This is a genomic window from Sphingobium sp. HDIP04, assembly GCF_000445085.1.
Classification (GTDB): Bacteria; Pseudomonadota; Alphaproteobacteria; order Sphingomonadales; family Sphingomonadaceae; genus Sphingobium; species Sphingobium indicum.
Genome location: NZ_ATDO01000086.1, coordinates 81,516 through 106,074 on the forward strand (window position 1 = coordinate 81,516; position 24,559 = coordinate 106,074).

At 65.9% G+C, this 24,559-nt stretch carries 26 protein-coding genes and 1 tRNA gene; 21 read left to right on the forward strand and 6 right to left on the reverse strand.

Annotation, left to right across the window (positions count from 1 at the left end; genetic code table 11):
• Window positions 1-2 precede the first annotated feature (2 nt).
• From L286_RS36040 to L286_RS36065, 5 genes are all read left to right on the forward strand, one after another.
• Window positions 3-287 carry a hypothetical protein gene (locus tag L286_RS36040; RefSeq protein WP_152520611.1) on the forward strand — a complete coding sequence of 95 codons (285 nt, stop codon included), beginning with the start codon at window positions 3-5 and terminating at the stop codon, window positions 285-287.
• A 38-nt stretch (window positions 288-325) separates the two neighbouring features.
• Window positions 326-1,621, forward strand: coding sequence for a DUF6551 family protein (locus L286_RS47535; RefSeq protein ID WP_152520612.1), 1,296 nt, complete (start codon window positions 326-328; stop codon window positions 1,619-1,621).
• A 269-nt stretch (window positions 1,622-1,890) separates the two neighbouring features.
• Window positions 1,891-2,082 (forward strand): helix-turn-helix transcriptional regulator, encoded by a 192-nt coding sequence (locus L286_RS36055; RefSeq protein ID WP_020820053.1) that lies wholly within the window; start codon window positions 1,891-1,893, stop codon window positions 2,080-2,082.
• Window positions 2,079-2,333, forward strand: a complete 255-nt coding sequence (locus L286_RS36060) for a hypothetical protein (protein WP_021223483.1) — start codon at window positions 2,079-2,081, stop codon at window positions 2,331-2,333. The genes L286_RS36055 and L286_RS36060 overlap by 4 nt, the downstream gene beginning before the upstream one ends.
• The gene (locus L286_RS36065) at window positions 2,333-2,764 is read left to right on the forward strand and encodes a hypothetical protein (protein ID WP_020820055.1); all 432 of its coding nucleotides are present in this window, start codon (window positions 2,333-2,335) and stop codon (window positions 2,762-2,764) included. Before L286_RS36060 ends, L286_RS36065 begins: the two co-directional genes overlap by 1 nt.
• Here the strand turns inward: L286_RS36065 and L286_RS36070 are convergent.
• Both L286_RS36070 and L286_RS36075 read right to left on the reverse strand, forming a co-directional pair.
• Window positions 2,754-4,220 (reverse strand): tyrosine-type recombinase/integrase, encoded by a 1,467-nt coding sequence (locus L286_RS36070; RefSeq protein ID WP_020820056.1) that lies wholly within the window; start codon window positions 4,218-4,220, stop codon window positions 2,754-2,756. The genes L286_RS36065 and L286_RS36070 overlap by 11 nt on opposite strands.
• 127 nt (window positions 4,221-4,347) lie before the next feature.
• Window positions 4,348-4,437, reverse strand: a tRNA-Ser gene (locus tag L286_RS36075).
• Between the two features lie 123 nt (window positions 4,438-4,560).
• Between L286_RS36075 and hspQ the strand changes: the two genes are divergently transcribed.
• From hspQ to L286_RS36090, 3 genes are all read left to right on the forward strand, one after another.
• Window positions 4,561-4,932: a heat shock protein HspQ gene (gene hspQ, locus L286_RS36080; protein ID WP_007688595.1), complete on the forward strand. Its 372-nt coding sequence runs from the start codon at window positions 4,561-4,563 to the stop codon at window positions 4,930-4,932.
• On the forward strand, window positions 4,889-5,671 hold the full coding sequence (locus L286_RS36085) for a GDSL-type esterase/lipase family protein (RefSeq protein ID WP_020819347.1): 783 nt from the start codon (window positions 4,889-4,891) through the stop codon (window positions 5,669-5,671). The genes hspQ and L286_RS36085 overlap by 44 nt, the downstream gene beginning before the upstream one ends.
• Window positions 5,672-5,779: 108 nt before the next feature.
• Window positions 5,780-7,717: an OPT family oligopeptide transporter gene (locus L286_RS36090; RefSeq protein WP_020819348.1), complete on the forward strand. Its 1,938-nt coding sequence runs from the start codon at window positions 5,780-5,782 to the stop codon at window positions 7,715-7,717.
• A 124-nt stretch (window positions 7,718-7,841) separates the two neighbouring features.
• Here L286_RS36090 and L286_RS36095 read toward each other — a convergent pair whose 3' ends face one another.
• Together L286_RS36095 and queF are read right to left on the reverse strand one after the other, a co-directional pair.
• Window positions 7,842-10,475, reverse strand: coding sequence for a M1 family metallopeptidase (locus L286_RS36095; RefSeq protein ID WP_025160464.1), 2,634 nt, complete (start codon window positions 10,473-10,475; stop codon window positions 7,842-7,844).
• Between the two features lie 252 nt (window positions 10,476-10,727).
• On the reverse strand, window positions 10,728-11,186 hold the full coding sequence (queF, locus tag L286_RS36100; protein ID WP_025160463.1) for a preQ(1) synthase: 459 nt from the start codon (window positions 11,184-11,186) through the stop codon (window positions 10,728-10,730).
• A 102-nt stretch (window positions 11,187-11,288) separates the two neighbouring features.
• Between queF and L286_RS36105 the strand changes: the two genes are divergently transcribed.
• From L286_RS36105 to L286_RS36165, 13 genes are all read left to right on the forward strand, one after another.
• Window positions 11,289-12,467, forward strand: coding sequence for a hypothetical protein (locus L286_RS36105; RefSeq protein WP_020819351.1), 1,179 nt, complete (start codon window positions 11,289-11,291; stop codon window positions 12,465-12,467).
• A gap of 95 nt (window positions 12,468-12,562) precedes the next feature.
• Window positions 12,563-13,411 (forward strand): 3-mercaptopyruvate sulfurtransferase, encoded by an 849-nt coding sequence (gene sseA / locus L286_RS36110; RefSeq protein WP_020819352.1) that lies wholly within the window; start codon window positions 12,563-12,565, stop codon window positions 13,409-13,411.
• Window positions 13,408-14,631 (forward strand): cystathionine beta-lyase, encoded by a 1,224-nt coding sequence (gene metC / locus L286_RS36115; RefSeq protein ID WP_025160462.1) that lies wholly within the window; start codon window positions 13,408-13,410, stop codon window positions 14,629-14,631. Before sseA ends, metC begins: the two co-directional genes overlap by 4 nt.
• A complete protein-coding gene (locus L286_RS36120) occupies window positions 14,628-15,887 on the forward strand; it encodes a mechanosensitive ion channel family protein (protein ID WP_020819354.1) in 1,260 nt (419 codons plus the stop codon). Before metC ends, L286_RS36120 begins: the two co-directional genes overlap by 4 nt.
• A gap of 251 nt (window positions 15,888-16,138) precedes the next feature.
• A complete protein-coding gene (locus tag L286_RS36125; RefSeq protein WP_020819355.1) occupies window positions 16,139-16,894 on the forward strand; it encodes a TorF family putative porin in 756 nt (251 codons plus the stop codon).
• Window positions 16,895-17,000: 106 nt separating this feature from the next.
• Window positions 17,001-17,510 (forward strand): sterol desaturase family protein, encoded by a 510-nt coding sequence (locus L286_RS36130; protein ID WP_007688574.1) that lies wholly within the window; start codon window positions 17,001-17,003, stop codon window positions 17,508-17,510.
• Window positions 17,511-17,580: 70 nt separating this feature from the next.
• Window positions 17,581-18,252 (forward strand): queuosine precursor transporter, encoded by a 672-nt coding sequence (locus tag L286_RS36135; RefSeq protein ID WP_020819356.1) that lies wholly within the window; start codon window positions 17,581-17,583, stop codon window positions 18,250-18,252.
• Window positions 18,253-18,277: 25 nt separating this feature from the next.
• Window positions 18,278-19,195: an acetylglutamate kinase gene (argB, locus tag L286_RS36140; RefSeq protein ID WP_020819357.1), complete on the forward strand. Its 918-nt coding sequence runs from the start codon at window positions 18,278-18,280 to the stop codon at window positions 19,193-19,195.
• A 188-nt stretch (window positions 19,196-19,383) separates the two neighbouring features.
• On the forward strand, window positions 19,384-19,674 hold the full coding sequence (locus L286_RS36145; protein WP_007688568.1) for a YggT family protein: 291 nt from the start codon (window positions 19,384-19,386) through the stop codon (window positions 19,672-19,674).
• Window positions 19,671-19,982 (forward strand): DUF167 family protein, encoded by a 312-nt coding sequence (locus L286_RS36150; protein ID WP_020819358.1) that lies wholly within the window; start codon window positions 19,671-19,673, stop codon window positions 19,980-19,982. Before L286_RS36145 ends, L286_RS36150 begins: the two co-directional genes overlap by 4 nt.
• 14 nt (window positions 19,983-19,996) lie before the next feature.
• The gene (gene folD / locus L286_RS36155; RefSeq protein WP_007688566.1) at window positions 19,997-20,890 is read left to right on the forward strand and encodes a bifunctional methylenetetrahydrofolate dehydrogenase/methenyltetrahydrofolate cyclohydrolase FolD; all 894 of its coding nucleotides are present in this window, start codon (window positions 19,997-19,999) and stop codon (window positions 20,888-20,890) included.
• Window positions 20,887-21,561, forward strand: coding sequence for a YybH family protein (locus tag L286_RS36160; protein ID WP_020819359.1), 675 nt, complete (start codon window positions 20,887-20,889; stop codon window positions 21,559-21,561). Before folD ends, L286_RS36160 begins: the two co-directional genes overlap by 4 nt.
• A complete protein-coding gene (locus L286_RS36165; protein ID WP_007688564.1) occupies window positions 21,558-22,175 on the forward strand; it encodes a MarC family protein in 618 nt (205 codons plus the stop codon). Before L286_RS36160 ends, L286_RS36165 begins: the two co-directional genes overlap by 4 nt.
• A gap of 103 nt (window positions 22,176-22,278) precedes the next feature.
• Here the strand turns inward: L286_RS36165 and L286_RS36170 are convergent, their stop codons facing one another.
• Entirely contained in the window at window positions 22,279-23,148 is an 870-nt protein-coding gene (locus L286_RS36170; protein ID WP_007688563.1) for a class I SAM-dependent methyltransferase, read from the reverse strand.
• A 1-nt stretch (window position 23,149) separates the two neighbouring features.
• On the reverse strand, window positions 23,150-24,550 hold the full coding sequence (gene thrC / locus L286_RS36175) for a threonine synthase (protein ID WP_020819360.1): 1,401 nt from the start codon (window positions 24,548-24,550) through the stop codon (window positions 23,150-23,152).
• Window positions 24,551-24,559: the final 9 nt, after the last annotated feature.

Sequence of the window (24,559 nt, forward strand, 5' to 3'; positions counted from 1 at the left end):
CCATGTCGAAGAGCAAGGCCGTCGTCGTTCCCCGCGAGAGCTATGCCTTCATGGCTTGGCGGCGCAACCCGGAACGCGATCCCCGGTATCGGCTTCAGACCGAGGGCGAGGCGTTGGCCGAAGCTGAGCGCCTGGCAAAGCAGCGCCCCGGATCAACCTACATCGTCATGCGTGAAATCGCTCGCGTGACATTCAGCAATCCAGTTCCGGCCGCTTCGCCCCCTGCGGCGGCTGGCGGAGCCGGGCAGCATGCCCCCTCGCTGCCCGGCTCCAAAGGGCGGCGCTAATGCATGGTCGCGCCCATTCCGCTGAGCATGAGCGGGTCATGGCCTATCTGCGCCACGTCGAGAACACGAAGGGCACTATGAGCGGGCCAACCGATCTCCAGATCAAGGTCCAGGCTGAAATCGCCAGCGAGCGTCGCGTTCAGGAAATCCTAGCCGACCTGTCTGATGCCCGCCGCATCCAGATCAATCGGCAAGGCCGTGGCCGTGCAATCGTCACTTTCGCGGATCGTTTCGACGATAGTGACGAAATCAGCGCGCGGATCAGGGCTCAAAAACCATTGGATCCGAATAAGGCGGAATCGCCCAGGAACTCGACCTTAAACCCGCAGAAATCTGCGGCTTCTGGGGTGGATTCGGCCCAAAAGGAACTCATTGGAATCGCCCGGCCGCAGTCACCAGGCAGCAGCGGCCAGAAGGCCCGGAAATCTGCCATTTCTTCCCGGCCGGAAACCAGGGCCAGCACCACCCGCAAGAAATGGCCCGCTGCCAAGGGCATGCCGCCATCTATCGAGAACCGGAACCCCGCCGAACTCAACCTTGACGACAGCTATCAGAGGTCGACCGACAACGGCGCCAGCCGGGCGCTGATTACCAAGATCGCCAATGGCTGGGACTGGCGCATGTGCCTGCCGCTGGTCGTTTCGAAGCGCGACGACGGGACGCTCTGGGTCATCGACGGCCAGCACAGGCTCGCGGCGGCGAAGCTGCGCGGCGACATTCCGTTCCTGCCCTGCTGCGTCGCGGTCTATGGATCGGTCGCGGACGAGGCGGCGATGTTCGTCGCTATGAACCGGACCCGAAAGGCAATGAACCGGCTGGACGACTTCCACGCGGCCATCGCCAGCGGCGACAGCGAGGCGATTGTGATCGCCCGGCTGATCACCGACGCGGGCTTCACAGTCTCGCGCAAGACAGGATCGCAGAGTTGGGTGCCAGGCGAGGTCGCCTTTACCAGCGCCATCGCCAAAGTGCTGCGCAAGCATGGTGAGAAGGTCTGCGCCGACGCGCTCCGCACTATGGCCGAGGCGTTCCCCGATGAAGTGCTGAACGCCGGCGCCAGCATGTTCACGGCGCTGACGAAACTCGCGATTTCACCGCCTGAGGCATATGATCCGGATCGCATGTTCCGGACGCTGTTGACCCGCAATCAACGGGAATGGGCAAGCTTCCTGAATGAGACCAAGGGCGGCGGCGATGACCGGGCCATGCAACTCCGCCAGGTGTTGCTGATGGCCTATGAGGAAGTGCCGGATGATCCAGATGCCGCCACCGGGTGCGCTGATGACGCGCTGCCCGGTTCGGCGGAAGATTGGTCGGAGGTGGTCGATGCCTGAGTTTTACGACCTAGCCGCAAAACTCAACGGGCCGAATTTTCGGCCGCCAAGGAGGGCGAGCGAGCGATACTTAGACCTTTCGGCCCCTTGCGAGTGCCTGTCCTGCCTCGACCCGCGCCGCATCTACCCCTGCTTAATTGAGGATAATGATCAATGACCGAGGGCACCGGCATCCTCTTGCTGCTGGCCATCATCTGGATCGGCTGGCCCCTGTCGCGGATCGCGGACCATCTCGGAGCGCTGCGAAAGCTTGCGGAAAGGAACAGGCGATGACGAACCGCCTCATCACGCTCGCAGAGGTCAAGGAGATCACCGGCCTGGGCAAGACAATGATCTATCGCCTGATACGGCAGGGCAATTTTCCACAACAATATAAGCCTGGGGGCTTTGCAAGCCGCTGGAGCGAGTGCGAAATATTGGCGTGGCGCGATTCGCAGCGCGAGGCACAGCAGGGGGAATGATGGAACGACAGAATGAAACGCTGGAACAATCGATCGAGCAACTTGCCGACGATTTTGCCACGGGCATCAGCGATCTGGCGACGGGCGGCTATCTTCGTGAAGGCGTCATGAAGCAAGGCGTTACAGCCGTCATCTGGGCTGTTTACCACGCCTTTCCCGACCAGCGGTTTGAGCTTGCGGAGTTCCTTGAAGATTGGCCCAACGTGATAAATAACGCGATCCGGGACGACAAGAGTGAGGAGCGCGCCTGATGCGGTTCTTCACTGATACCAAAGGCCGATCTTTCCCCGTAAGCCGGGTCAGAAAGGTACATGAGCCTCGCAAGCTGCCCGACTCCAAGGTGGACACTGTTCGCGTCGATCTAGATGGGGACGACGCCGTAGAGGTATACCCCTCGGACGCAAAGACGATAACGGAAGGCCCAATTCAGTTCATTCCGGCCGACGCTGGCACCTACTTCCTTTATGCCGGTGACAGCGCCGATGATGGGGTTTATCGCACCACTGTCATCGGGTGGGCTCTCTGCGCCGATGGCAATGTTCGAGCGGTGACGCCGGACGGCCCCGATGACGGAGGCGTCAGCAACGCAGACACGATCCTGTTGCCGAACGGCAGAGTGCATCGCTACGAGGAAGAACACGCTTCGGAAGCTGCTTGGCTCGCCGCGAAGTTCAAATCGTAACGCGGCCCGGTCCAGTCGCCGCGTACCGTATCGGCTGCCCCAGATGGATTTCGGGTGGCCAGAACCCATCAAGCAATATGTCCGCCCACTCCTGTGCCAGTTCGCGCCGACGTTCCATATAGGCGGCGCGGTTGTACGAGCCCTCTACCCGGTTCGATGGAACATGCGCCAGCATGAGATCAATGATCGCCCGATCATCCACGTTGCCCAATAGCTTGGCGCGCTCATTCATATAGGTCGAGAAGGCGGCGCGGCAGCCGTGGGGCACATGCCGCCCACCATAACCGCCTCGGATCAGCAGTTCCCGCAGCGTATTCTCCGACATAGGCCGGTGCGGATTGCGCTCGCCGGGGAAGATCAGCGGGAAACCACCGGTGACCATCCGGGCCGCATCCAGCACAGCTATTGCCTGCCGCGACAGCGGTACCATGTGATCGCCATCGACCTCGCCCTTACGCCCCTCATCGCCCTTCATGCGGGCGGCCGGAATGATCCATGTTGGCTCCGGACCGTCCAGATCGTGCATCTCATCCCAGCGCGCGCCGTGCACTTCATTGGGGCGAACGGCGGTCAGGGCGATGAAGCGCAAGGCGAGTTTGGTCGTGGCGCGGCAACGCTCCGCTTCGCAGTCCAGCAGCATCTGGCGGATAGCCTCGATCCGGGCCTCCTGCGTCCGCTTGCCGTCGATGATGGAGGGCTGCTTCTTCGGTCGGGGCTTGTCCTTCAGATTCGCGCCCAGCCCGGCCGCCGGGTTCATTTCGCAAAGGCCAGCGCCGATGCCATAGGCGAAGACGCCCGCGCATCGCTGGCGCAGGCGATGGGCCGTCTCGATCGCGCCGCGTTTCTCGATCCTCTGCAAGACGTCCAGCAGCTTGGGGGCCTTGATGACGGTAATGGGGAGCGCGCCGATCTCAGGGAATATATCGCGCTCCAGGCTGGTGATCACGTCGGCGCTGTGGACCGCCGACCACGGCGCCGGGGAGGTCTTCCACCGCTCCGCCGATTTGTGCGACCATTTCCCGGCGTTCGCGTCCCGGTAGGCACGCAACTTCTCCATCGACCAGCCGCTGTTGAGTTCGAACCATCGCTCAGCGACCGCCTGAAAGGTGTTGGCGTTCTCTTCGGTCCTGACCTTGACGGCGATCCTCTTCTCGACGGCCGGGTCTTTGCCATCCCGCAGCAGCAGCTTTGCCGCGTCGCGCTTTGCGCGCGCCTCCACCAGCGACACGGCAGGATAGGAGCCGAAGGCGAGCGTCTTCTGGGCCGGGCTTCCCTTGGCGTTCTTCCCGTAGGTGTAATTCATGCGCCAGTGCTTGCCGCCAGCGCGGGAGACCTGAAGATATAGCTGCCCGGAATCGGAGAGCCGATAATCCTTGTCCCTCGGCTTTGCCGCCTTGATCTTCGCGTCGTTCAGCATCCTGCCCTCGATACCATGGATGCCATGGCCCGATACCATGGCATCTACCATGCCGAGCGGTGAACGATTGTGAACGAATACGGAACACCGCTAAAGGCATATATGCGCGAAAACCCCGGAAAATCAAGGTTTCGTGAACGTATGAGAACCGTTGCGGAAGCAGTTATGGCGGAGAGGGAGGGATTCGAACCCTCGGTACCGTTGCCGGCACGCCGCATTTCGAGTGCGGTGCATTCGACCACTCTGCCACCTCTCCGCAGAAGGGTCCGGCGCGCGCCGTCCCGGTCGAGCGGCGGCCATTAGCGAATGATTCCTACCTTGCCAAGCAGCGGCGAGCATTTTTCTTGTTTCGCAACGCAACCATCCTAAATTGCATCATATGAACGACATGATTCAGATTTTCGGACCCGATGTTACCGCCCCGCCGATCGTCCACGCCCGTTTCAGCCTCGGCGATGTGGTGCAACATCGCCTTTTCGGTTTTCGCGGCGTGGTGTTCGATATAGATCCGGTCTTCGCCAATACCGAAGAATGGTACCAGGCCATTCCCGAGGAGGTCCGGCCGGACAAGCACCAGCCCTTCTACCACCTGCTCGCCGAAAATGGCGAAAGCAGCTATGTCGCCTATGTCAGCCAGCAGAATCTGGTCGCGGACGACAGCGAGGAGCCTGTCGACCATCCCGCCATCTCCGGCATGTTCGGCACCTATGCGAACGGCAAATATCAACTCCGTCCGCTGCATCGGCATTAAGGTCGCGTCCGCGCTGCTCGGCCTTGGCCTGCTGATCGGGCCGGGCGGCGCGTTGCGGGCAGCGGAGCCGCAGGTCCCGGCGCCCACTATTCCGGCGCCCAGGATCAACGCCGACCCCGCCTTCCCCTTTTCCCGGGAGATCGAGGCCTTCGCCAAGGCCAATGAGGCGGGGCCGGTAGTCGCCGACGCCACGCTGTTCCTGGGCAGTTCCAGCATCCGCCTGTGGGACATTGGCGGGAGTTTTCCGGACATCGGCACGGTCAATCGCGGCTTTGGCGGCGCGACCACGCCCGACGTGCTGCATTATTACAAGCGCCTGCTGCCCAGGGCGAAGCCGCGCTCCATCCTGGTCTATGTCGGGGAAAATGATTTGGCGGCGGGCGCATCGCCGGGCGAGGTCGCCAACAATGTCCTGACCCTGCTGAGACAACTCCGCACCGATTATCCCAAGGCGCATATCGCCTATCTGTCCCTGAAACCCAGCCCGATCCGCTGGACGCTCTGGCCGAAGATGGCGGCGGTCAACATGACGGTGGCGGCGCGGTCGCGGGTGACGCGCTTCGATTATCTGGATGTCGGCCGAGTGCTGCTGGCGGCCGACGGCCTGCCCGACGCATCGCTGTTCCGGCCCGACGGGCTGCACATGAACCCGCGCGGCTATATGCTCTGGACCCGGCTGGTCGACGCCTATCTGGACGAGGCCATCGCCGCCGACCGCAAGCCGGTTTCCCCTTCCTGACACTTTCCGATTGATCCACGCGCAAGCAACATTATTACCGGACATCGATAAAACAGCCGCAGGCAAGGGGACAGACAAGTGACAGGTGATTCGGCCAGGGCGGCCCCGATGGCGGAGCTGACGCTTCGCGGCGTGATATTGGGCGCGCTCATCACATTGTTGTTCACGGCGGCGAACGTCTATCTGGGGCTGAAGATCGGCCTGACCTTCGCCACGTCGATCCCCGCCGCCGTCATATCCATGGCGGTGCTGCGGATGTTCGCGACCGGCACGATTCTGGAGAACAATATCGTCCAGACCATCGCGTCGGCGGCGGGCACCTTGTCCGCGATCATCTTCGTGCTGCCGGGGCTGGTCATCATCGGCTGGTGGCAGGGCTTTCCCTATTGGCTCTCCGCCTTCACCATCGCGCTGGGCGGCATATTGGGCGTCATGTATTCGGTGCCGCTGCGCCGGGCGCTGGTGACGGGATCGGACCTGCCCTATCCCGAAGGCGTGGCCGCCGCCGAAGTGCTGAAGGTCGGCGCAGGCTCCCGCGAGGGGCTGGAGGAGAATAAGCGCGGGCTGGCCGCCATCGTCGCCAGTTCGGTCGCCGCCGCCGCCTTCTCCGTCCTCGCCAAGACGAAGCTGATCGCGGAGGAAGCCGCGACCTTTTTCAAATTCGGCGCGGGCGCGACGAGCGTCTCCACCAGCTTTTCCATGGCGCTGATCGGCGTCGGCCATCTGGTCGGCCTGTCGGTGGGCGTGGCCATGTTCTTCGGCCTGCTGATAAGCTGGGTCGGGCTGGTGCCCTATCTCACCGCGCCGCTGCCTTCGGGCGCGGACCTTTCGGAGATCGTCGGCGCCACCTTCCGCATGAAGGCCCGCTTCATCGGCGCGGGCACCATCGGCGTCGCGGCGATCTGGACGTTGCTCAAGATCCTTGGCCCCATCGTCAGCGGCATCCGGTCCGCCCTCGCCGCCGCCAAGGTGCGAAAGGGCGGCAATGCCGGGCTGCTGGAACTGACCGAGCGCGACCTGCCCATCGGCATCGTCGGCGGCACCATTCTCGCCTCTCTGATCCCCATCGCCATCCTGCTGTGGCTGTTCGCGCAGGGCGGGCCGATCGCGGCCAATCCGGTGCCGATCATCGGCCTGACGCTGGCCTATATATTGGTCGCGGGCATCGTGATCGCGTCGGTCTGCGGCTATATGGCGGGCCTGATCGGGGCGTCGAACAGCCCGATTTCCGGCGTCGGCATCCTTGCGGTGCTGGGCGCTTCGCTGATCCTGGCCGCGATCTACGGGTCGGGCGGCGATCCGAAGCAGGCCCAGGCGCTGATCGCCTATGCGCTGTTCACGACCGCCATTATCTTTGGGATCGCGACCATTTCCAACGATAATTTGCAGGATCTGAAGACCGGCCAGTTGGTCGGCGCGACCCCCTGGAAGCAGCAGGTCGCGCTGGTGCTGGGCGTGATCTTCGGCGCGCTGGTGATCCCGCCGGTGCTGGACCTGCTCAACAGCGCCTTCGGTTTCGCGGGCGCGCCGGGCGCCAAGGAGACCGCCCTGCCCGCCCCGCAGGCGGCGCTGATTTCGGCGCTGGCGAAGGGCGTGCTGGGCGGCGATCTCGACTGGGGCCTGATCGGCTTCGGCGCGGGCATCGGCGTGGTCGTCGTCGCCATCGACGAACTGCTGGGCAAGGCTGGCAAGCTGCGCCTGCCGCCGCTGGCCGTGGGCATGGGCATCTACCTGCCGATGGCGCTGACCTTGCTGATCCCGGTTGGCGCGGTGATCGGGCATGTCTACAACCGCTGGGCGCTGCGCCAGTCCAACCCCGAATTCGCCGAGCGCATGGGCGTGCTGATGGCGACCGGCTTCATCGTGGGGGAGAGCCTGTTCGGCGTGGCCTTCGCTGGGATGGTCGCGGCGACCGACAGCGATGCGCCGCTGGCGCTGGTGGCGGAAAATGGCTGGGCGGTGCCCTTGTCGATCCTTGCCTTCTTTGGCGTGATCGCGGCGCTGTACGGGCGGCTGCGGCGTTGGGCGAGCGCGCCGTTGGGGTAAGGAAGAGGGGGAAGGAGCGCGACCTGTGCTGCTTCCCCTCCACCATGCTTCGCATGGTCCCCCTCCCCACGCTTCGCGTAGGGAGGAATGAAAAGGGCGGTGGATCGCTCCACCGCCCTTCCTTTTACCTGGAGGCGAACCAGGCGGTCAGCGCGGGTTTCAGCCGCGCCCGCGTCTCGATCCGCGTCTTGATCGCAGCGATGGAGCGGTCCACCACCTTGCGCGATTCCGGCGTCAGATATTGGGTGGCATAGGCGTCGAGCTTCGTCGCCATCGCCGGATCGGCCGAATTGCCGCCCAGCCGCGCAATCGCCTGGCTGCGCGCCGACACGTCGATCATCGCCTCATATTGCTGCCGATGCGCCAGCACATAATCCACCGCCAGCATCGAATGCTCCCCGCCCACGGCGGAGATGATCGCCGCGCTGGTGGTCTTGCCCGGCTCGTCGGTCATGGCGAGGTCGAGCGCCTTCTTCGCCAGCGCTTCATCCTTCGCCACGCCCAGCAGCGCGAAGACCGTGCTCTTTTCCAGGTCCGACTTCGCGCCATTGGCCATGGCGCGCAGCTTGTCCCAGGTCGCGGCGTCGGCATTTTCAGCGATGATGCGCAGCCAGACATTGCGCAGCGGCCCGTCCAGCGCCGCCGGATTGGACGCCAGCGCGGCGAAGCGCTTGTTCGCCTCCGCCACCACGGCCTTGTCGCCCATGCCGCCCAGCGTGGAGACCAGCGCCGAACGCAGCACCGGCACCTGCGGATTTTCGCCGGGCTTCGCGTCGAAACCGACGGTCGCCAGCACCGGGCTTAGCTTTTTAGAGGCATAGGCCGCGACCCGCGCCTGCGCCGCCTTGTCGCTTTCCAGCATGGTATGGGCGCTGTCGAGATAGTCCGGCACCTCCGCCAGCACGGCGGGGCTGGCGTCGGCGGGCACGGCATCCACCAGGTCGAGCGCCAGGCCCATGGGCTGATAGCCGCCCAGGCCAAGCTGGAAATTGTCCGCCAGCAGGCCGATCTGGTCCATGGAGGCGAGCTTCGTAAAGTCCTTCGCCAGCGCCTTGACGTTCGCTTCCGGATAGAGCGAGCGATAATAGCCGGTCTGGCCCGCATTGATCACATAGGCGCCGCAGCCCGGCAGCGTGACCTGCGCCGATCCGTTCAGGATCAGCCGCTGCTGCGCGCCGCCAACGGTCTGCGCCATGACGGGCACATTCCATTTGAGCGGCGTCTTGTCCTTGCGGTCGCGGCTGAATTCGCCTTGGCTCAGCGACAGCAGGGTCGAACCGCCCTGGCATTGGGCGCTGTCCACCTTCACCAGCGGAATGCCCGGCTGGCTGGTGAAGTCGTGGGCGATGCCGACCACGCCCTTCGCGCCCGCGCCCTCGACTGCCTTCCACAGGTCGTCGGTGACGGTGTTCCCGTATGCGTGCTGCTTCATATAGGCGCGGATGCCCGAACGCCACGCATCCTCGCCGGCAAAGCCCTCCAGCATGGTGATGACCGCCTCGCCCTTTTCATAGGTGATGTCGTCGAACGCCTGGTTCACTTCATCGACGGTGTGGATCTTCTGGAGGATCGGGTGGGTCGTCACCAGCGAATCCAGACTCATCGCCCGCTCGCGGCCATTGACGCGGCTCAGCAGCATTTCCCATTCGGGGTTCAGCTTGTCCGTGACCTTGGTCGCCATCCAGCTTGCGAAGCCTTCGTTCAGCCAGAGATCGTCCCACCAGGCCATGGTGACGAGGTCGCCGAACCATTGATGCGCCATTTCATGCGCGACGATGGAATAGATGGTCCGCCGCGTGCTTTCCGACGTGAAGCGCGGATCGACCAGCAAGGCGCGTTCGAAGGTGAAGATGGCGCCCCAATTCTCCATGGCGGAGAAGAACTGGCTCTGGCCCGGCCCGGCGACATTGTCGAGCTTCGGCAGCGGGAAGGGGACGCCGAAATAGTCGTTATAATAGGGCAGGATCGCCGCCGACGCGTCCAATGCCAGTTGCGCCTTGCCGGTATTCCCCTTGCCGGTAATCACGCCGACTTCGGTCGCGCCGGACATTTTCGTTGCGCGCTCCAGCTCGCCCAGGCCGAAGAAGAGCAGGTAGGAGGACATTTTGGGGCTGGTGCCGAACGTCACCAGCTTTTTGCCCGATCCGGCGTCGGCGCTGCTCTTGACCGGCATGTTGCTGACGGCAAGCTGGTCGGCGGGGATGACGGCGGAAAGGTCAAAGGTCGCCTTGTAGCTGGGCTCGTCGAAGCTGGGGACGAAGCGGCGGGCGTCGGGCGCCTCGAACTGGGTGAAGAGAGCGCGCTTCGCCTTGCCGTCATTGTCGCTATAGTCGAGCGCGAACAGGCCGTTCGCCTGGGTGTTGATGATGCCCGCATAGTCGATGGCGAGCGTGTAGCTGCCCGGCTGGACCGGCTTGCCGAAATCGAAGGTCACGGTCTGGGCGTCGGCGTCGACCTTCGCGGATCCCTTGATCGCCTTGCCCTTGGCCGGGGTCAGGGTGACGCCGCTGACGGTGAGATCGGCGGCGTTCAGCACCAGCGCGGGCATGGCCTGCGCCACGGCGAGGTCGATCTTAACCTTGCCCGTGAACTTCAGATTGGCCGCATCGGGGGTGACGGTGATGGCATAATGGCTGGGCGCGGCACCACGGGGCAATTGGGTGGTGACGCCTGCAGGCGCGGTCTGCGCCAGGGCGGGCGCCGCCATGGCAAGGGGCGCGGCCGCCAGCATCAACGGGAGAATCTTCGAAAAGGACATGAGGTTCGCAACTCCGACAGGTTGGAACGGCGCGGCGGAAACGCGCCGCGCCCGGATGACAGGGGGATCGTCCCTTTCCGCCCACCGGTCAAGCCGGGCGCTCCGCCGTCGATGTCGTTGGTCGAATCTTGTTGTTCGTTTGTCAAACAAAGCGATGTCGAAGCTGGCGTGCTCCTGCGAAGGCAGGAGCCCAGGTCTACGGTCTGAACTGGGTTCCTGCCTTCGCAGGAACACGGTGGAACCGATTTAAACTCACCCCCGGCCGCGATAGCCCGGCACGTCCTGCGGCGGCAGCCAGAGGCCTGCGGGCGGCTCGCTGGATTGCCAGAACACGTCGATGGGAATGCCGCCGCGCGGATACCAATAGCCGCCGATGCGCAGCCAGAACGGGTTCATCTCCGCGAACAGGCGTTCGCCTATTCCCACCGTGCAATCCTCATGAAAGGCGGCATGGTTGCGGAAGGAGCCGAGGAACAGCTTCAGCGACTTGGATTCCACGATGGTCGCGGCGGGCGCATAGTCAATCACCAGATGGGCGAAGTCCGGCTGGCCTGTCACGGGGCAGAGCGACGTGAATTCCGGCACGGCGAAGCGGACAAGATAGGGCTTGCCCGGCCGGGGATTGGGCACATAGTCCAGCACGGCCTCTTCGGGGCGGGTCGGCAGGGCGCTGGTCTGGCCCAGATGAATCGGAGACGGCATGTCAGTCATGGGCAGGCCATCTACGCCATTGCACGCCATATGTCATCGTCGCGCCTCTCTTGCCTTTCGTTCATGGCGGGTTCACTGGGGCTTATGCCTTGGCTGCGACCCATGGGGTTCCGTTTCCTGTCTCTGTTCGCCGCGCCGCTGCTGCTGGCCGCGCCCGCCTTCGCCCAGCAGGACAATGGCGCGGAGCCGGTCTTCAACCTGCCGCGCACGCCCGCGCAGCCGCGGACCGATCCCAATGCGCAGGGGCCGGAACTGGACGTGTTCCGCGGCGCGCCGACCCCAGCGACGCCGCCGCCGGTCGTCGCGCCGACGATTCAGCTTCCGCCCATCGCCGCGCCGGTCCCGACGCCGGCACCGGCGCAAAACCAACCTGTCCAGCGATCCGCCGAGCCGGTGCGCCCGCCGCAAGCCGCACCGCAAAGCCAGGCCCCGGCCGAAAGCGCGGTTCCCGGCGAAGCCGCTCCGCCGCCGCCTCCCGCCGCCGACCAGAACCTCCCCTCTGCCGACAACGGCACTGTTTCGGGTCCGACGCCGGTATCGCCAAGTCCGCCTGAGCCTCCAGCCGCGCCCGCATGGCCCTGGATCGCCGCCGCAGCGGCGGCCGCCATGCTGCTGATCGGGGGCTATTCCTGGCTGCGCCGCCGCAGGCAGGACGCGGCGGAGGAACCGCCTTACGAAGCCGAAGCCGACACCGCGCCGCCGCCGCCCCCTCCGCCTCCCAGCGCAACGCCTGCCCCACCCGAACCCGAAGCCGCGCCGGACGATGCCGACCGCCCATGGATCGAACTTGTCATGGACGTGCAGGCCGCCCGCCTGACATTGCTGGGCGCGACCATCGGCTATCGGCTGACGCTCCGCAATCGCGGCACCCGCGCGGCGGAGGACATCCTCGTCCGCAGCCTGATCGCCAATGCCGATGCGCAGCAACAGGCGCTGTTCCAGTCGTTCTTCGCGGGCGAAACCGGCCTTCCCGTCCATTCGGTGGTATCCATCGCGCCGGGCGAGACGCAGAAGCTCAGCGGGGAAATGCGCCTCGACGCCCAGGCGATCGCCGCGATCCCCATGGGCCAGCGCGCCCTGCTGATCCCGCTGATCGCCTTCGACGCCCATTATCGCTGGACGGGCGAGAGCGAAGGGACGGGACGCAGCGGCGGCGTCTTCATCGTCGGGGAGGAACAGTCGCCCCCGGCCGAGCGCCTTTCCCCCTTCCGCCTTGACCTTGGCCCGCGCCAATACCGCGCGCCGGGCAGCCGCGCGACCGCGCTCAGCCTCTCCAGCTAAGGCCAATCGGCCCTTTCCACCTCCGCCTGCCGCTCCTAGAATGGCTCCGCGCCACCCCTGCGGGTGGCCGAACCAGCCAGGGAGCAAGGGCGCGCATGGACATATTGGTATCGACCGACTGGCTTGAGGGGGAATTGGGCAAGCCCGACCTGCGGATCGTCGACGCCAGCCTGTTCCTGCCCGGCGTGCCCCGCGACCCCAGGGCCGAGTTCGAGGCCGCCCATATCCCCGGCGCCGCGTTCCTCGACCTCCCCACCCTGGCCGATCCCGACGATCCACGCCCCGGCATGCTGCCGACCGACGATTTCATGACGGAACGCTGCCGCCGGCTTGGCATCGACGCGGACAGCCGCATCGTCGTCTATGACAACAGCCCGACCCACAGCGCGGCACGCGGCTGGTGGATGATGCGCCTCTATGGCGTGGGCAAGAGCGCGGCGATCCTGGACGGCGGCCTGCCCAAATGGCTGGCGGAGGGACGGCCGACGGAAAGCGGCATGCCGACGCCGCCCCCCGGCAATGCCGTGGCGAAGCGCGCCGCGGGCCAGGTCCGCACCAAGGAGGATCTTCTCGCCAATGTCGAAAGTCAGGCCGAACAGGTGCTGGACGCGCGCGGCGCGCCGCGCTTCACGGGCGAGGAGAAGGAGCCCCGCCCAGGCATGGCGTCGGGCCATATTCCGGGCAGCCGCAACATTCCCTCCTCCGCCTTCTACCATGCCGACAACAGCATGAAGCGGGGCGAGGAACTGCGCCGCCTGTTCCTTGACGCCGGGACGGATTTCGACCGCCCGATCATCACGAGCTGCGGCAGCGGCGTGACGGCGGCAATCCTGCTCGCGGGCCTCGAACTGCTCGGCAAGACCGACGTCACCCTCTATGACGGAAGCTGGTCCGAATGGGGGCTGGACCCCGCCACGCCGAAAGCGACCGGCCCCGCCGCATGAGCCGCGATCCCGACAAGCGGCGCGACCGCAAGCCCCTGACCCAGATCGCGCAGGCGGGCCGCAAGCCTGAATGGACCGGCATGCCCGGCCAGCCCGGCGGCATCGTCAACCCGCCGGTCTGGCGCGCATCGACCATCCTGTACGACGATGTCGCGCATCTGCGTAGCGCGGCAGGGCGCAGCACGCATGAACGCCTGTTCTACGGCCGCAAGGGCACGCCGACGGCATGGAGCCTGGCCGACGCCCTCACCGAAATGGAGCCGGGCGCCGAAGGCACCATGCTCTATCCGTCGGGCGTGGCGGCCATCGCCTGCGCGCTGATGGCGGTGCTGAAGCCGGGCGACCAACTGCTGATGGTCGACAGCGCCTATGACCCGACGCGCAATTTCTGCGAACAGATGCTGCGGCCGCTGGGGATCGAGACCGTCTATTACGATCCGACCGTGGGCGCTGGGATCGCGGACCTCATCACCGACGCCACCCGCGCCATCTTCCTGGAAAGCCCCGGCAGCCTGACCTTCGAGGTGCAGGACGTTCCCGCCATCACCGCCATAGCCCGCGACCGGGGCATCGCAACCCTGATCGACAACACATGGGCCACGCCCTGGTTCTTCCCGGCGCTCAGCCATGGCGTCGACATCAGCATCCTTGCCTGCACCAAATATATCGTCGGCCACAGCGACGTGATGATCGGATCGGTGACGGCCACCCCGGCCTTCTTCGCGAAAATCCGCCAAGCCGCCTATCTGTTCGGGCAGATGACCAGCCCCGACGACGCCTGGCTCGCGGCGCGGGGCCTGCGCACCCTGGGCGTCCGCCTCAACCAGCACCAGGCCAGCGCCCTGCGCATCGCGCAATGGCTGGCGCCGCAGCCCGACGTCGCCCGCGTGCTTCATCCGGCCCTGCCCTCCTGCCCTGGCCATGCCCTGTGGCAGCGTGATTTCACCGGCTCCAGCGGGCTGTTCAGCTTCGTCCTCAAGGGCGGCGATGAAAAGGCGCGCGCCGCCCTAATCGACGGCCTCGCCCATTTCGGCATCGGTTATAGCTGGGGCGGCTTCGAAAGCCTCGCGCTTCCCGTCGATCCGGCCAGATACCGCACGGCCACCGCCTGGCAGGCGGAGGGGCCGGTCGTCCGCCTCCAGATCGGGCTGGAGGACAGCGACGACCTGATGGCGGATCTGGACGCCGGCCTTGCCCGCTTCCGGGCCGCGCGCGGATGACGCCTGGCCTGCCCGACCTCCTGTCCCTGTTGCCTGGCGATCCGGCTGTCGTCCACCCACTGGTCGCGCTGGCGCTGGCCGTCGCCATCCATCTGGTCGCCAGCGCCGTCGCCCGATTCGCCTCGCCTCGCCTGCGCCGCCGATTCCGCGCTTTGGGGGAGGCGCTGGCCGGGCATCTGCGCCCGATCCTGCGCCACGCCATCGCCGCCGCCGTCATGGCTCTGGCTGTCGCCCTCTGGCCGATCGGGGATTTCGCCCATCTGATCCTGGGCGCCGCGCTCGCCCTCTCGCTCTCGCTGCTGGCGGTGCACATATTGCGCAGCCTCGCAATTCCGCGCCTTGCGGTGCTGCCGATTGCCCTGCTGCTGTTCGTGATGGTCCTTTCCGGCAGCAGCGGCGGCTTCGCCCCGGTGGCGGACATGCTGGACGGCGTGGGCCTGGACCTGGGCAAGCGGCGCGTCACGCTGCTGGGGCTGGTCAGCATGGCGGCGATCTGCGTCGCGCTGTTCGCCTTGGTCCGCCTTGCCAACCGCATCGTCGGGCGCAGCATCACCCGCGCCCATGGGCTGGACGCCACGCAGAAGCTGCTCGCGCAGAAGCTGGCCGCCATAGTCGTTGTCGTCGCCGCCTTCTTCATCGGCGTCGACCTGCTGGGGATAGACCTGACCGCCTTCGCCGTCTTTTCGGGCGCGCTGGGGCTGGCGGTCGGCTTCGGCCTGCAAAAGACCTTCGGCAACCTGATCGCCGGGATCATCCTGCTGATGGACCGATCGATCAAGCCGGGCGACGTCATCGTCGTTGGCGACAGCTTCGGCTGGGTGAACAAGATCGGCGTGCGCGCCGTCAGCGTCATCACCCGCGACGGCAAGGAACATCTGATCCCCAACGAGAACCTGATGACGCAGGAGGTGGAGAACTGGTCCTATTCCGACCGCAACGTCCGCGTCCGCATCCCCGTCGGCATCGGTTATGACAGCGACCTGAAGCTGGCGCAGGAATTGATGCTGCGCGCCGCGCAGGAAAGCCCCCGCGTGCTGCGCAATCCCAAGCCCAATGTCTGGCTCACCGCCTTTGGCGAGAACCGGGTCGAACATGACATATTGGTGTGGATCAGCGATCCGGAAAGCGGCGTCGGCAATGTGAAGTCCGATGTTCTCGGCCGGTTGTGGCTGCTGTTCCGCGAACATGGCATCACCATTCCCTATCCGCAGCGCGTCATTCACGCGGCGCGGGACGCAGCGCCTCCTCTCCGGTAACGGCTGGCCCGTCAATTGCGGCGAAAACCGCGCGGAGCGGCGCGCGGCGCCATAATCATGCCTGATTTTGTTGCAGATCAGCAACATTACAGAATCAAAAGACACCAAATAGCAATAAAATCTTGTGCGCCGCAGCGGGGGCAGGCATCCCTCCCTCGTTGAGGCAACCCGGTCCATCCCGTGCAGGGCAATAGAGATCCGGGACCATGACGCAGGTGGGACGATCGCAGATACCATCAAGGGGAAATCACATGCGTAAGTCCATATTCGGCCTCTCGGCCCTTGCCCTTGCCGCCATGTCGGCGCCGGCCTTCGCCCAGGACGAGCCCGCTCCGGAACTCACCGTGACCGGCAACGCTGCCGTGGTCACGGATTATCGCTTCCGCGGCATTTCGCAGACCGACAAGCGCTTCGCGTTGCAGGGCGGCCTCACCGTGACCCATGCGTCCGGCTTCTATGTCTCGACCTGGGGTTCTTCCATCGATGACTATGTCGCCGCTGGCAGCGACCAGGAACTCGACCTGATCGCCGGCTATTCCAAGACCGTCGGCGCGGCCACCTTCGATCTCGGCGTGCTCTATTACTATTATCCCGGCTCGGGCGGCGGCAACACCGACTTCGTCGAGCCCTATGCCTCGGTCAAGGGCACGTTCGGCCCGGCGACCGCCAAGCTGAGCGCAGCCTATGCGCCCAAGGCGAAGGCCCTGTCCGTCGGCAACGGCAAGGAAGACAATCTGTACCTCGCAGGCGACCTGTCGGCCAGCATCCCGAACACCCCGCTGGGCGTGTCGGCGCATCTGGGCCACAGCTTCGGTCCCAGCTATCTGGTTCCCGTCGGCAAGGGCTATACCGACTGGAGCGTCGGCGCGACCTATACATGGAGCCATCTGACCTTCGGCGTCAGCTATGTGGACACCGACACCCATTTCCGGCCCAATGCTGGCGTCGGCAACTTCCGCGACGCGGCAAGGGGTGGCGTGGTCGGTTCGGTCACCGCGTCCTTCTGATCGACGGAAAAGTCTTGGGGGGCCGTGATCCATTGGATCGCGGCCCTTTTTCCTTTGCCCTTTTTGCGGGTCGCCTGAACAGGCTCCTCGCCCTATAAGGGCGCGCATGAACGCCCTGCCGCCGATCCTGATCTTCCTGGCCACCGTCGCCGCGATGGAGGGCTTCGCCTATGTCATGCACCGCTGGGTCATGCACGGGCCGGGCTGGTTCCTGCACGCCAGCCACCATCGGGAACGCACCGGCCGCTGGGAAGCGAACGACCTCTATTTCGTGATCTTCGCCATGCCCTCCATCCTGCTGCTGCTGGGCGGCGTGCAATGGCAATGGGGCGACTGGGCGACGGCGATGGGCGCCGGCATCGCGGCCTATGGCGCCATCTATCTCGGCTTTCACGACATCATCGTCCACCGCCGCGTCGGCCATCGCCATGTCCCGCGCTCCGCCTATATGAAGCGGATCGTCCAGGCCCATCGCCTGCACCATGCAGTAGAGACGAAACAGGGCTGCGTCAGCTTCGGCTTCCTCGTCGCACCAAGCCCGGAAGCGTTGAAACGCACGCTCGCGCGGAACGGCAAGGCGGGGCTGCGCGCCGCCAAGGGCGTTTTGGAGAGCTGAGCGAGCGAACGGAAGCTGTCCCGTCGTCTAACCACTTCCCACTCCGCCAAAACCCCGGTAAGTGCCGGCAATGGCTTCGCATCCCGCGCCCATCGCGCGTTCGCTTTTCGTCTTCTCGATCTTCTACGGCGGCATGGTCTGCATCGCGGGCGTGCTCGGCAACAAGCAGGTGACGCTGGGGCCGCTGTCGGCCATCGGCCCCTGGTTCGGCCTTGGCCCGCTGGCGGTGGAGGCGGGCATCTTCGCCTTCCTGCTGCTGGTGACGATTTCCAGCGCAGTGGCGGAATTGCACGGCCGCGCCGTCGCCAACCGGCTGGTGCAGGTGGGCTTCCTGCCGCTGATCGCCTCCATATTGCTGTCCATCGCCGTGCTGGCCGTGCCCGCCGCGAGCGACATGGACCCGGCAAGGCGAGACGCCTTCGCGCTGATGATGGGCGGCACGCCGCGCATCTGGCTGGGCGGCATCGTCGCCTACGGCATTTCCCAGACGCTGAACGTCACCCTCTTCGCCGCGCTGAAGGGCAGGGAGGGCGGCCGCCTCCTCTGGCTGCGCGCCGCGGTGGCCAGCATCCTCTCCCAGATCGCGGACACGCTTCTCTTCGTGTCCATCGCCTTCTACGGCGTGTTCCCCATCGGCGAACTGCTGCTGGGCCAGATGCTGGCGAAGGTCGCGCTGTCGGCCCTGCTGGTGCCGCCGGTCATCTACGCGCTGGTCGCGCTGGGGCGGCGGCTCGACCGCTAACTTGCAGCGGGGGGCATAAAGCCCTATGCGCCCGCGCATGAACAGCAAGCACGCCCCCGATCCGGCGCTCCTCGCCAAGGCCGAAACCCTCGTCGAGGCATTGCCCTATATGCAGCGATATGCGGGCAAGACCTTCGTCGTGAAATATGGCGGCCACGCCATGGGCGATCCGGAGGCGGCCCGCGATTTCGCGGAGGACGTGGTGCTGATGAAGGCGGTCGGCATCAATGTCGTCGTCGTCCATGGCGGCGGGCCGCAGATCGGCGCGATGCTCAAGAAGCTGGGCGTCGAATCGCAGTTCGTCGGCGGCCTACGCGTCACCGACAAGGAAACCGCGCAGATCGCGGAAATGGTCTTGGCCGGTTCCATCAACAAGGAAATCGTCGGCTGGATCTCCGGCGCCGGCGGGCGCGCGGTCGGCATTTCGGGCAAGGATGGCGGCCTGGTCCTGTGCGAAAAGGTGCTGGGCAAGCGTGAGGCGGACCCCAATTCCGGCATAGAGCGCAATGTCGACCTGGGCTTTGTCGGCGATCCGGTGAGGGTCGACCGCAGCATCCTGGACACGCTGACCCAGAACGGCATCATTCCGGTGGTCGCGCCGGTGGGCATCGGCGCGGACGGGCACACCTATAATGTCAATGCCGACACCATGGCGGGCGCCATCGCGGCGGAATTGCAGGCGGCACGCTTCTTCCTCCTCACCGACGTGGCGGGCGTGCTGGACAAGCAGGGCCAGTTGCTGACCGATCTCGACCCGGAGGCGATCAACGGGCTGGAGGCGGACGGCACGATCAGCGGCGGCATGATCCCGAAGCTGGAAACCTGCGTCCGCGCGGTCGAAGGCGGGGTGGACGCCGCCGTCATCCTGGACGGCCGCGTGCCGCATGCGATGCTGCTGGAAATCTTCACCGATCGCGGCGCAGGCACCCTGGTGCGCCGCTAACCCATTCCTCCCCATGCCTGCATGGGGAGGGGGACCGTCGGCGCAGCCGATGGTGGAGGGGAAATACGCAGGTCACGCCCCATTCCCTCCACCAGCCTTCGACCGCCCAACCCAATCAAATCTCCCACCATGGCTTGTCCCGCGCCGCCCGCCTCGGCTAGAGCAATCCCAATCAAATCGGAGATCGCATGGCCTACGCCCTCTATCAGATCATCGTCATCCTGCTCGATGTGCTGTGGTGGATCATCATCATCCAGGCCATCATGAGCTGGCTGATCGCCTTCAACGTCGTCAATCTTTCCAATGATTTCGTGCGCACGGTGATGGTGGCGCTGGATCGGATGACGGCGCCCATCTACAATCCGATCCGCCGGGTGCTGCCGGACCTGGGGGCGCTGGACCTGTCGCCCATGGTCGTGCTGCTGGGCATTCTGATCATCCGCCAGGCCATATTGCCGCCGCTGTTCGGACTGGTGTGACGGTCTGGAGCCGGGACGGAGACGACCTCATCCTTTCCGTCCGGTTGACGCCGGGCGCGGCGCGGGAAGAGATCGGCGGCGTCTGGACGGACGACAAGGGCGCGACATGGCTGAGCGCCCGCGTCCGCGCCGTGCCGGAAAGGGGCAAGGCCAATGCGGCGCTGATCGCGCTGCTGGCGAAGCGGCTGGATTGGCCACGCGGGGCGATTTCGCTGGAATCGGGCGACGCCAACCGGCTAAAGCGGCTGCGGATCAAGGGGGGCGGTGAAGCGTTGGCCTCTGGCCGGCTCTCCACCATTATCGAATAACAGGGTGAAGCATCATGACCATCGGCAAGATCATCGACGGCAAGGCCTTTGCGGAGACGCTTCGCGGCAAGGTCGCGGACGGGGTCGGCGCCTTCATCGCCAAGACCGGGCGCAAGCCGGGGCTGGCCGTGGTGCTGGTCGGCGAAGATCCGGCCAGTTCCGTCTACGTCCGCAACAAGGGCAAGATGACCGTCGCCGCGGGCATGGAGAGCATGGAGTTCAAGCTGCCCGCCTCCATAGGCGAGGAGGAATTGCTGGACCTGGTCGAGGAACTGAATGCCGACGAGCGGGTGGACGGCATCCTGGTCCAGTTGCCCCTGCCGCCGCACATCAACGAGGCGTCCGTGATCGGCACGATCGATCCCGCCAAGGATGTGGATGGGTTCCATGTCGTCAATTCGGGCCTGCTCGCCACCGGGCAGGAGGCGATGGTGCCCTGCACGCCGCTGGGCTGCATCATGCTGCTGAAGGATGAGCTGGGCGACCTTTCGGGGCTGGAAGCCGTGGTGGTCGGCCGCTCCAACATCGTGGGCAAGCCGATGGCGCAATTGCTGCTGGCGGAAAATTGCACGGTCACCATCGCGCACAGCCGCACGCGGGACATTGCCTCGGTCGTGCATCGCGCCGACATCGTCGTCGCCGCCGTAGGCCGGGCGGAGATGGTGAAGGGCGAATGGATCAAGCCGGGCGCGACCGTGATCGACGTCGGCATCAACCGCGTCACCGATACGGAGGACGGCAAGAGCCGGATCGTCGGCGACGTCGCCACGGCCGAAGCGCTGGCGCATGTCCGCGCCATCACGCCGGTGCCGGGCGGCGTCGGGCCGATGACCATCGCCGTCCTGCTGCGCAATACGCTGGTGGCGGCGCATGCGCGGGCCGGACTGCCCAGGCCGGAGGGGCTGTGAAGGCGCGCGCCGCGCTTCTTGCCCTGACATTGCCGGCGCTGGCTGGCGCCCGCCCGCCCATGCGCTATCAGCCCGACCCCAGTTCCGTGTTCGCCGCCGAACTCGCCTTCAACCGGCTGGCGCAGCAGAAGGGGCAATGGACCGCCTTCCGCGAAACCGCTGCGGACGAGGCCGTCATGTTCGTGCCGCAGCGGGTCTTGGCGAAGCAATGGCTGAAGGGGCGGGCCGACCCCCCTGCCCCGGTAAGCTGGACGCCGTCGGCCATCTACGTGTCCTGCGACGGCGATCTGGCGGCCAGCACCGGCGGCTGGAAGCGGCCGGACGGATCGGTCGGCTATTTCACCACCATCTGGCAGCGGGACAGGAAGGGCGAGTGGAAGTGGATCATGGACCATGGCGACACGCTCGCCAGCGCCCGTGAAGCGCCCGAATTCCTCATCGGCAAGGTCGCGACCTGCAAGCGCGCCCGCGCAGGAGGGGCCCCGCGCCCCGCCAGCCCTCCGCCGGGCCGCAAAGCGGCAAAGGGCGAGATGCCGACGGCTCCCCGCGACGAAAGCCTGAGCTGGAACGCAGAGGCCGCAGCCGACGGCAGCCGCCGCGTGACAGTGCGCATGTGGAATGGGACCGACTATGAAACCGTGATCGACGACAGGGTGGCCGCGGCGCCATGACGGAACTGTTCATCTCCGCCTTCGTCACCCTGTTCGTGGTGATCGATCCGCCGGGCTGCGCGCCGATCTATGCCAGCCTCACCACCGGCGCGACGCAGGTCCAGCGGCGCAGCATGGCGATCCGCGCCGTCGCCATCGCGGCCGGAATCCTGCTGCTGTTCGCGCTCTGGGGCAAGCAGTTGCTGGGCACTCTGGGGATCGAACTGGACAGCTTCCGCATCGCGGGCGGAATCATGCTGTTCATCATCGCCATGGACATGGTGTTCGAAAAGCGCACCCAGCGGCGCGAAGACCGGGCGCAGAAGATCGCGGAGACGCCCGAGGTGGAGGATGTGTCGGTCTTCCCCATGGCGATGCCGATGATCGCCGGACCGGGTTCGATCGCCACGGTGATGCTGCTGATGTCGCGGGCGGAAGGGCTGAGCGAACGACTGGTGGTGATCGGCGCCGTGGTCGTGACGCTGGTGCTGATGTTGGCGTCGCTGCTGGCCGCTGGGCCGATCATGGCGCTGCTCGGCGCCAAGATCGAGGCGGTCATCACGCGGCTGCTGGGCGTCCTGCTGGCGGCACTGGCCGCTCAGTTCGTGATCGACGGGCTGAAGGCGAGTTTCTAGAGCGCACCGCGTTAATCGGGCGCGGGCAGGAGCCCGGTTGACACGTCTGAACCGCGCAGACGGAACAAACTTCAGCCGCCCGTCGCCCAATGACGGAATGGACTTAGCGGCTCCACCGGGCCCAGATCGCGGTGGGCAGCATCAATCCGCGTGCCTCTTCGCGCACCGCCAGTTCGCCCGCTTCCACGGTGCCCGGCAGATCGGCAAAGGCTTGGCGCAACAATTCCCCGATGGCCAGCGCCGACATGCGGACGGCATAGACAGTCAGGAACAGGAAGCGGCTGTCCGCGTCCAGCAATTGGCGGCAATGCGCGATCAGTCCCGGCAGATCCTCTTCCAGCCGCCAGACCTCGCCATCGGGACCACGCCCATATTTGGGCGGATCGAGCAATATGCCGTCATAGCGCCGGCCGCGCCGCACCTCCCGCGCCACGAACTTGGCCGCGTCGTCGACGATCCAGCGGACCGGGCGATCCTCCAGCCCCGACAGCGCCGCATTGGCCCGCGCCTGCGCCACCGACTTCTTGGAAGCGTCGACATGCACCATCTGCGCGCCCGCCGCCGCCATCGCCAGCGTGCCGACGCCGGTATAGCCAAACAGGTTCATGACCTGCGCCTGGTCCTTGTCCGCGATCCTGCCGCGCATCCAGTCCCAGACCGGCGCCATGTCGGGAAAGAAGCCCAGATGGCGGAAGGGCGTGCAACTGGCCTGGAACGTCACCTCTTGCCAGTGCAGCGGCCAGCCTTCGGCCGGGACGGGCCGTTCGTAGAACCAGCGCCCGCCGCCTTCCTCGTCGGAACCGGGGATGAATTCGCCGTCGGCCTGCCAGTCGTCCTGCGCGGGCGCCCACATGGCCTGCGGCTCCGGCCGGATGAAGCGGTAGCGGCCATAGCGTTCCAGCTTCCGTCCATGGCCCGAATCGATCAGGCCGTAATCGGACCAGGGTTCGCCGGGAAGGGTCTGGAGGTTCACCTCAGCCCCTCGGCGTCGCCCGCTCCGCGACATAGGCGGTGACCGCTTCGAAGGTGCCGGGCAGCTTGGCATAGGCCTCTTCCCGCGCAAACAGGTCGCCCACCCGCGAAGGCAGAGACGGGCGGATGCCGGTGGCCCGCTCGACCGCCGTGGGGAATTTCGCCGCATGCGCCGTCGCCAGCGTGACCACGGGCACCGCCGGATCGAGGTCGATCGAGCGCGCCGCCGCCAGGCCGATGGCGCTGTGCGGATCGATCACCTGCCCCGCCGCGTCATAGGCCCAGCGCATCGCCATGGTCATGGCGTCGGCATCGACCCGCGCCGAGGTGAACAGCGCGGACGCGCCATCCCGCTGGGCGTTGGTGAGGCGCATCGCCTTGCTGGCTTCAAAGCCCTTCATCTGTTCGGCGAGCGCCTTGCCGTCGCGGCCGCCCGCGTCGAACAGCAGCCGTTCGAAGTTCGAACTGACCTGGATGTCCATGCTGGGGGTCGCGGTCGCCACCACCTGGCCCTGGCTATAGTCGCCCTCCGCCAAGGCGCGGTGGAGGATGTCGTTGACGTTGGTCGCGACCATCAGCTTGGCGACGGGCAGGCCCATCTTCGCCGCGACATAGCCTGCGAACACGTCGCCGAAATTGCCTGTGGGGACGGAGAAGGCGATGGCCCTGTCCGGCGCGCCCAGGCGCACGGCGGCGTAGAAATAATAGACGACCTGCGCCATCAGCCGCGCCCAGTTGATGCTGTTCACCGCCGACAGGTTGAAGCGGCGCGCAAAATCGGCGTCGTTGAACATCGCCTTCACCAGCGCCTGCGCGTCGTCGAAGCTGCCGTCGATGGCGATGTTATGGACGTTGGGAGCGAGCACCGTGGTCATCTGGCGGCGCTGCACGTCCGACACGCGGCCGTCGGGATGCAGCATGAAGATGTCGATCTTCTCTCGCCCCGCCACCGCGTCGATGGCCGCCGATCCAGTGTCGCCGGAGGTCGCGCCAACGATGGTCAGATGAGCGTCCCGCCGCGACAGGAAGCGTTCGAACAACTGGCCGAGCAGTTGCAGCGCCACATCCTTGAACGCCAGGGTCGGCCCGTGGAACAGTTCCAGCAGCCAGTGGCGATGATCGAGCTGCACCAGCGGCGTCACCGCGTCGTGGCTGAACCGGCCATAGGCGGCGGCGCACAGTTCGCGCAGTTCCTCTTCGTTAAGCGATCCGGCGACGAAGGGCGCCATGACCCGCACCGCCGTTTCGACATAGGAAAGGCCCGAAAGCGCGCGAATCTGGTCGGCGGAGAAGCTGGGCCAGCTTTCCGGCACATAGAGTCCGCCATCGGACGCCAGCCCGGCCAGCGTCACATCCTCGAACCCGAGCGCGGGCGCGCTTCCCCTGGTGCTCACATAGTGCATGGGGGTAGC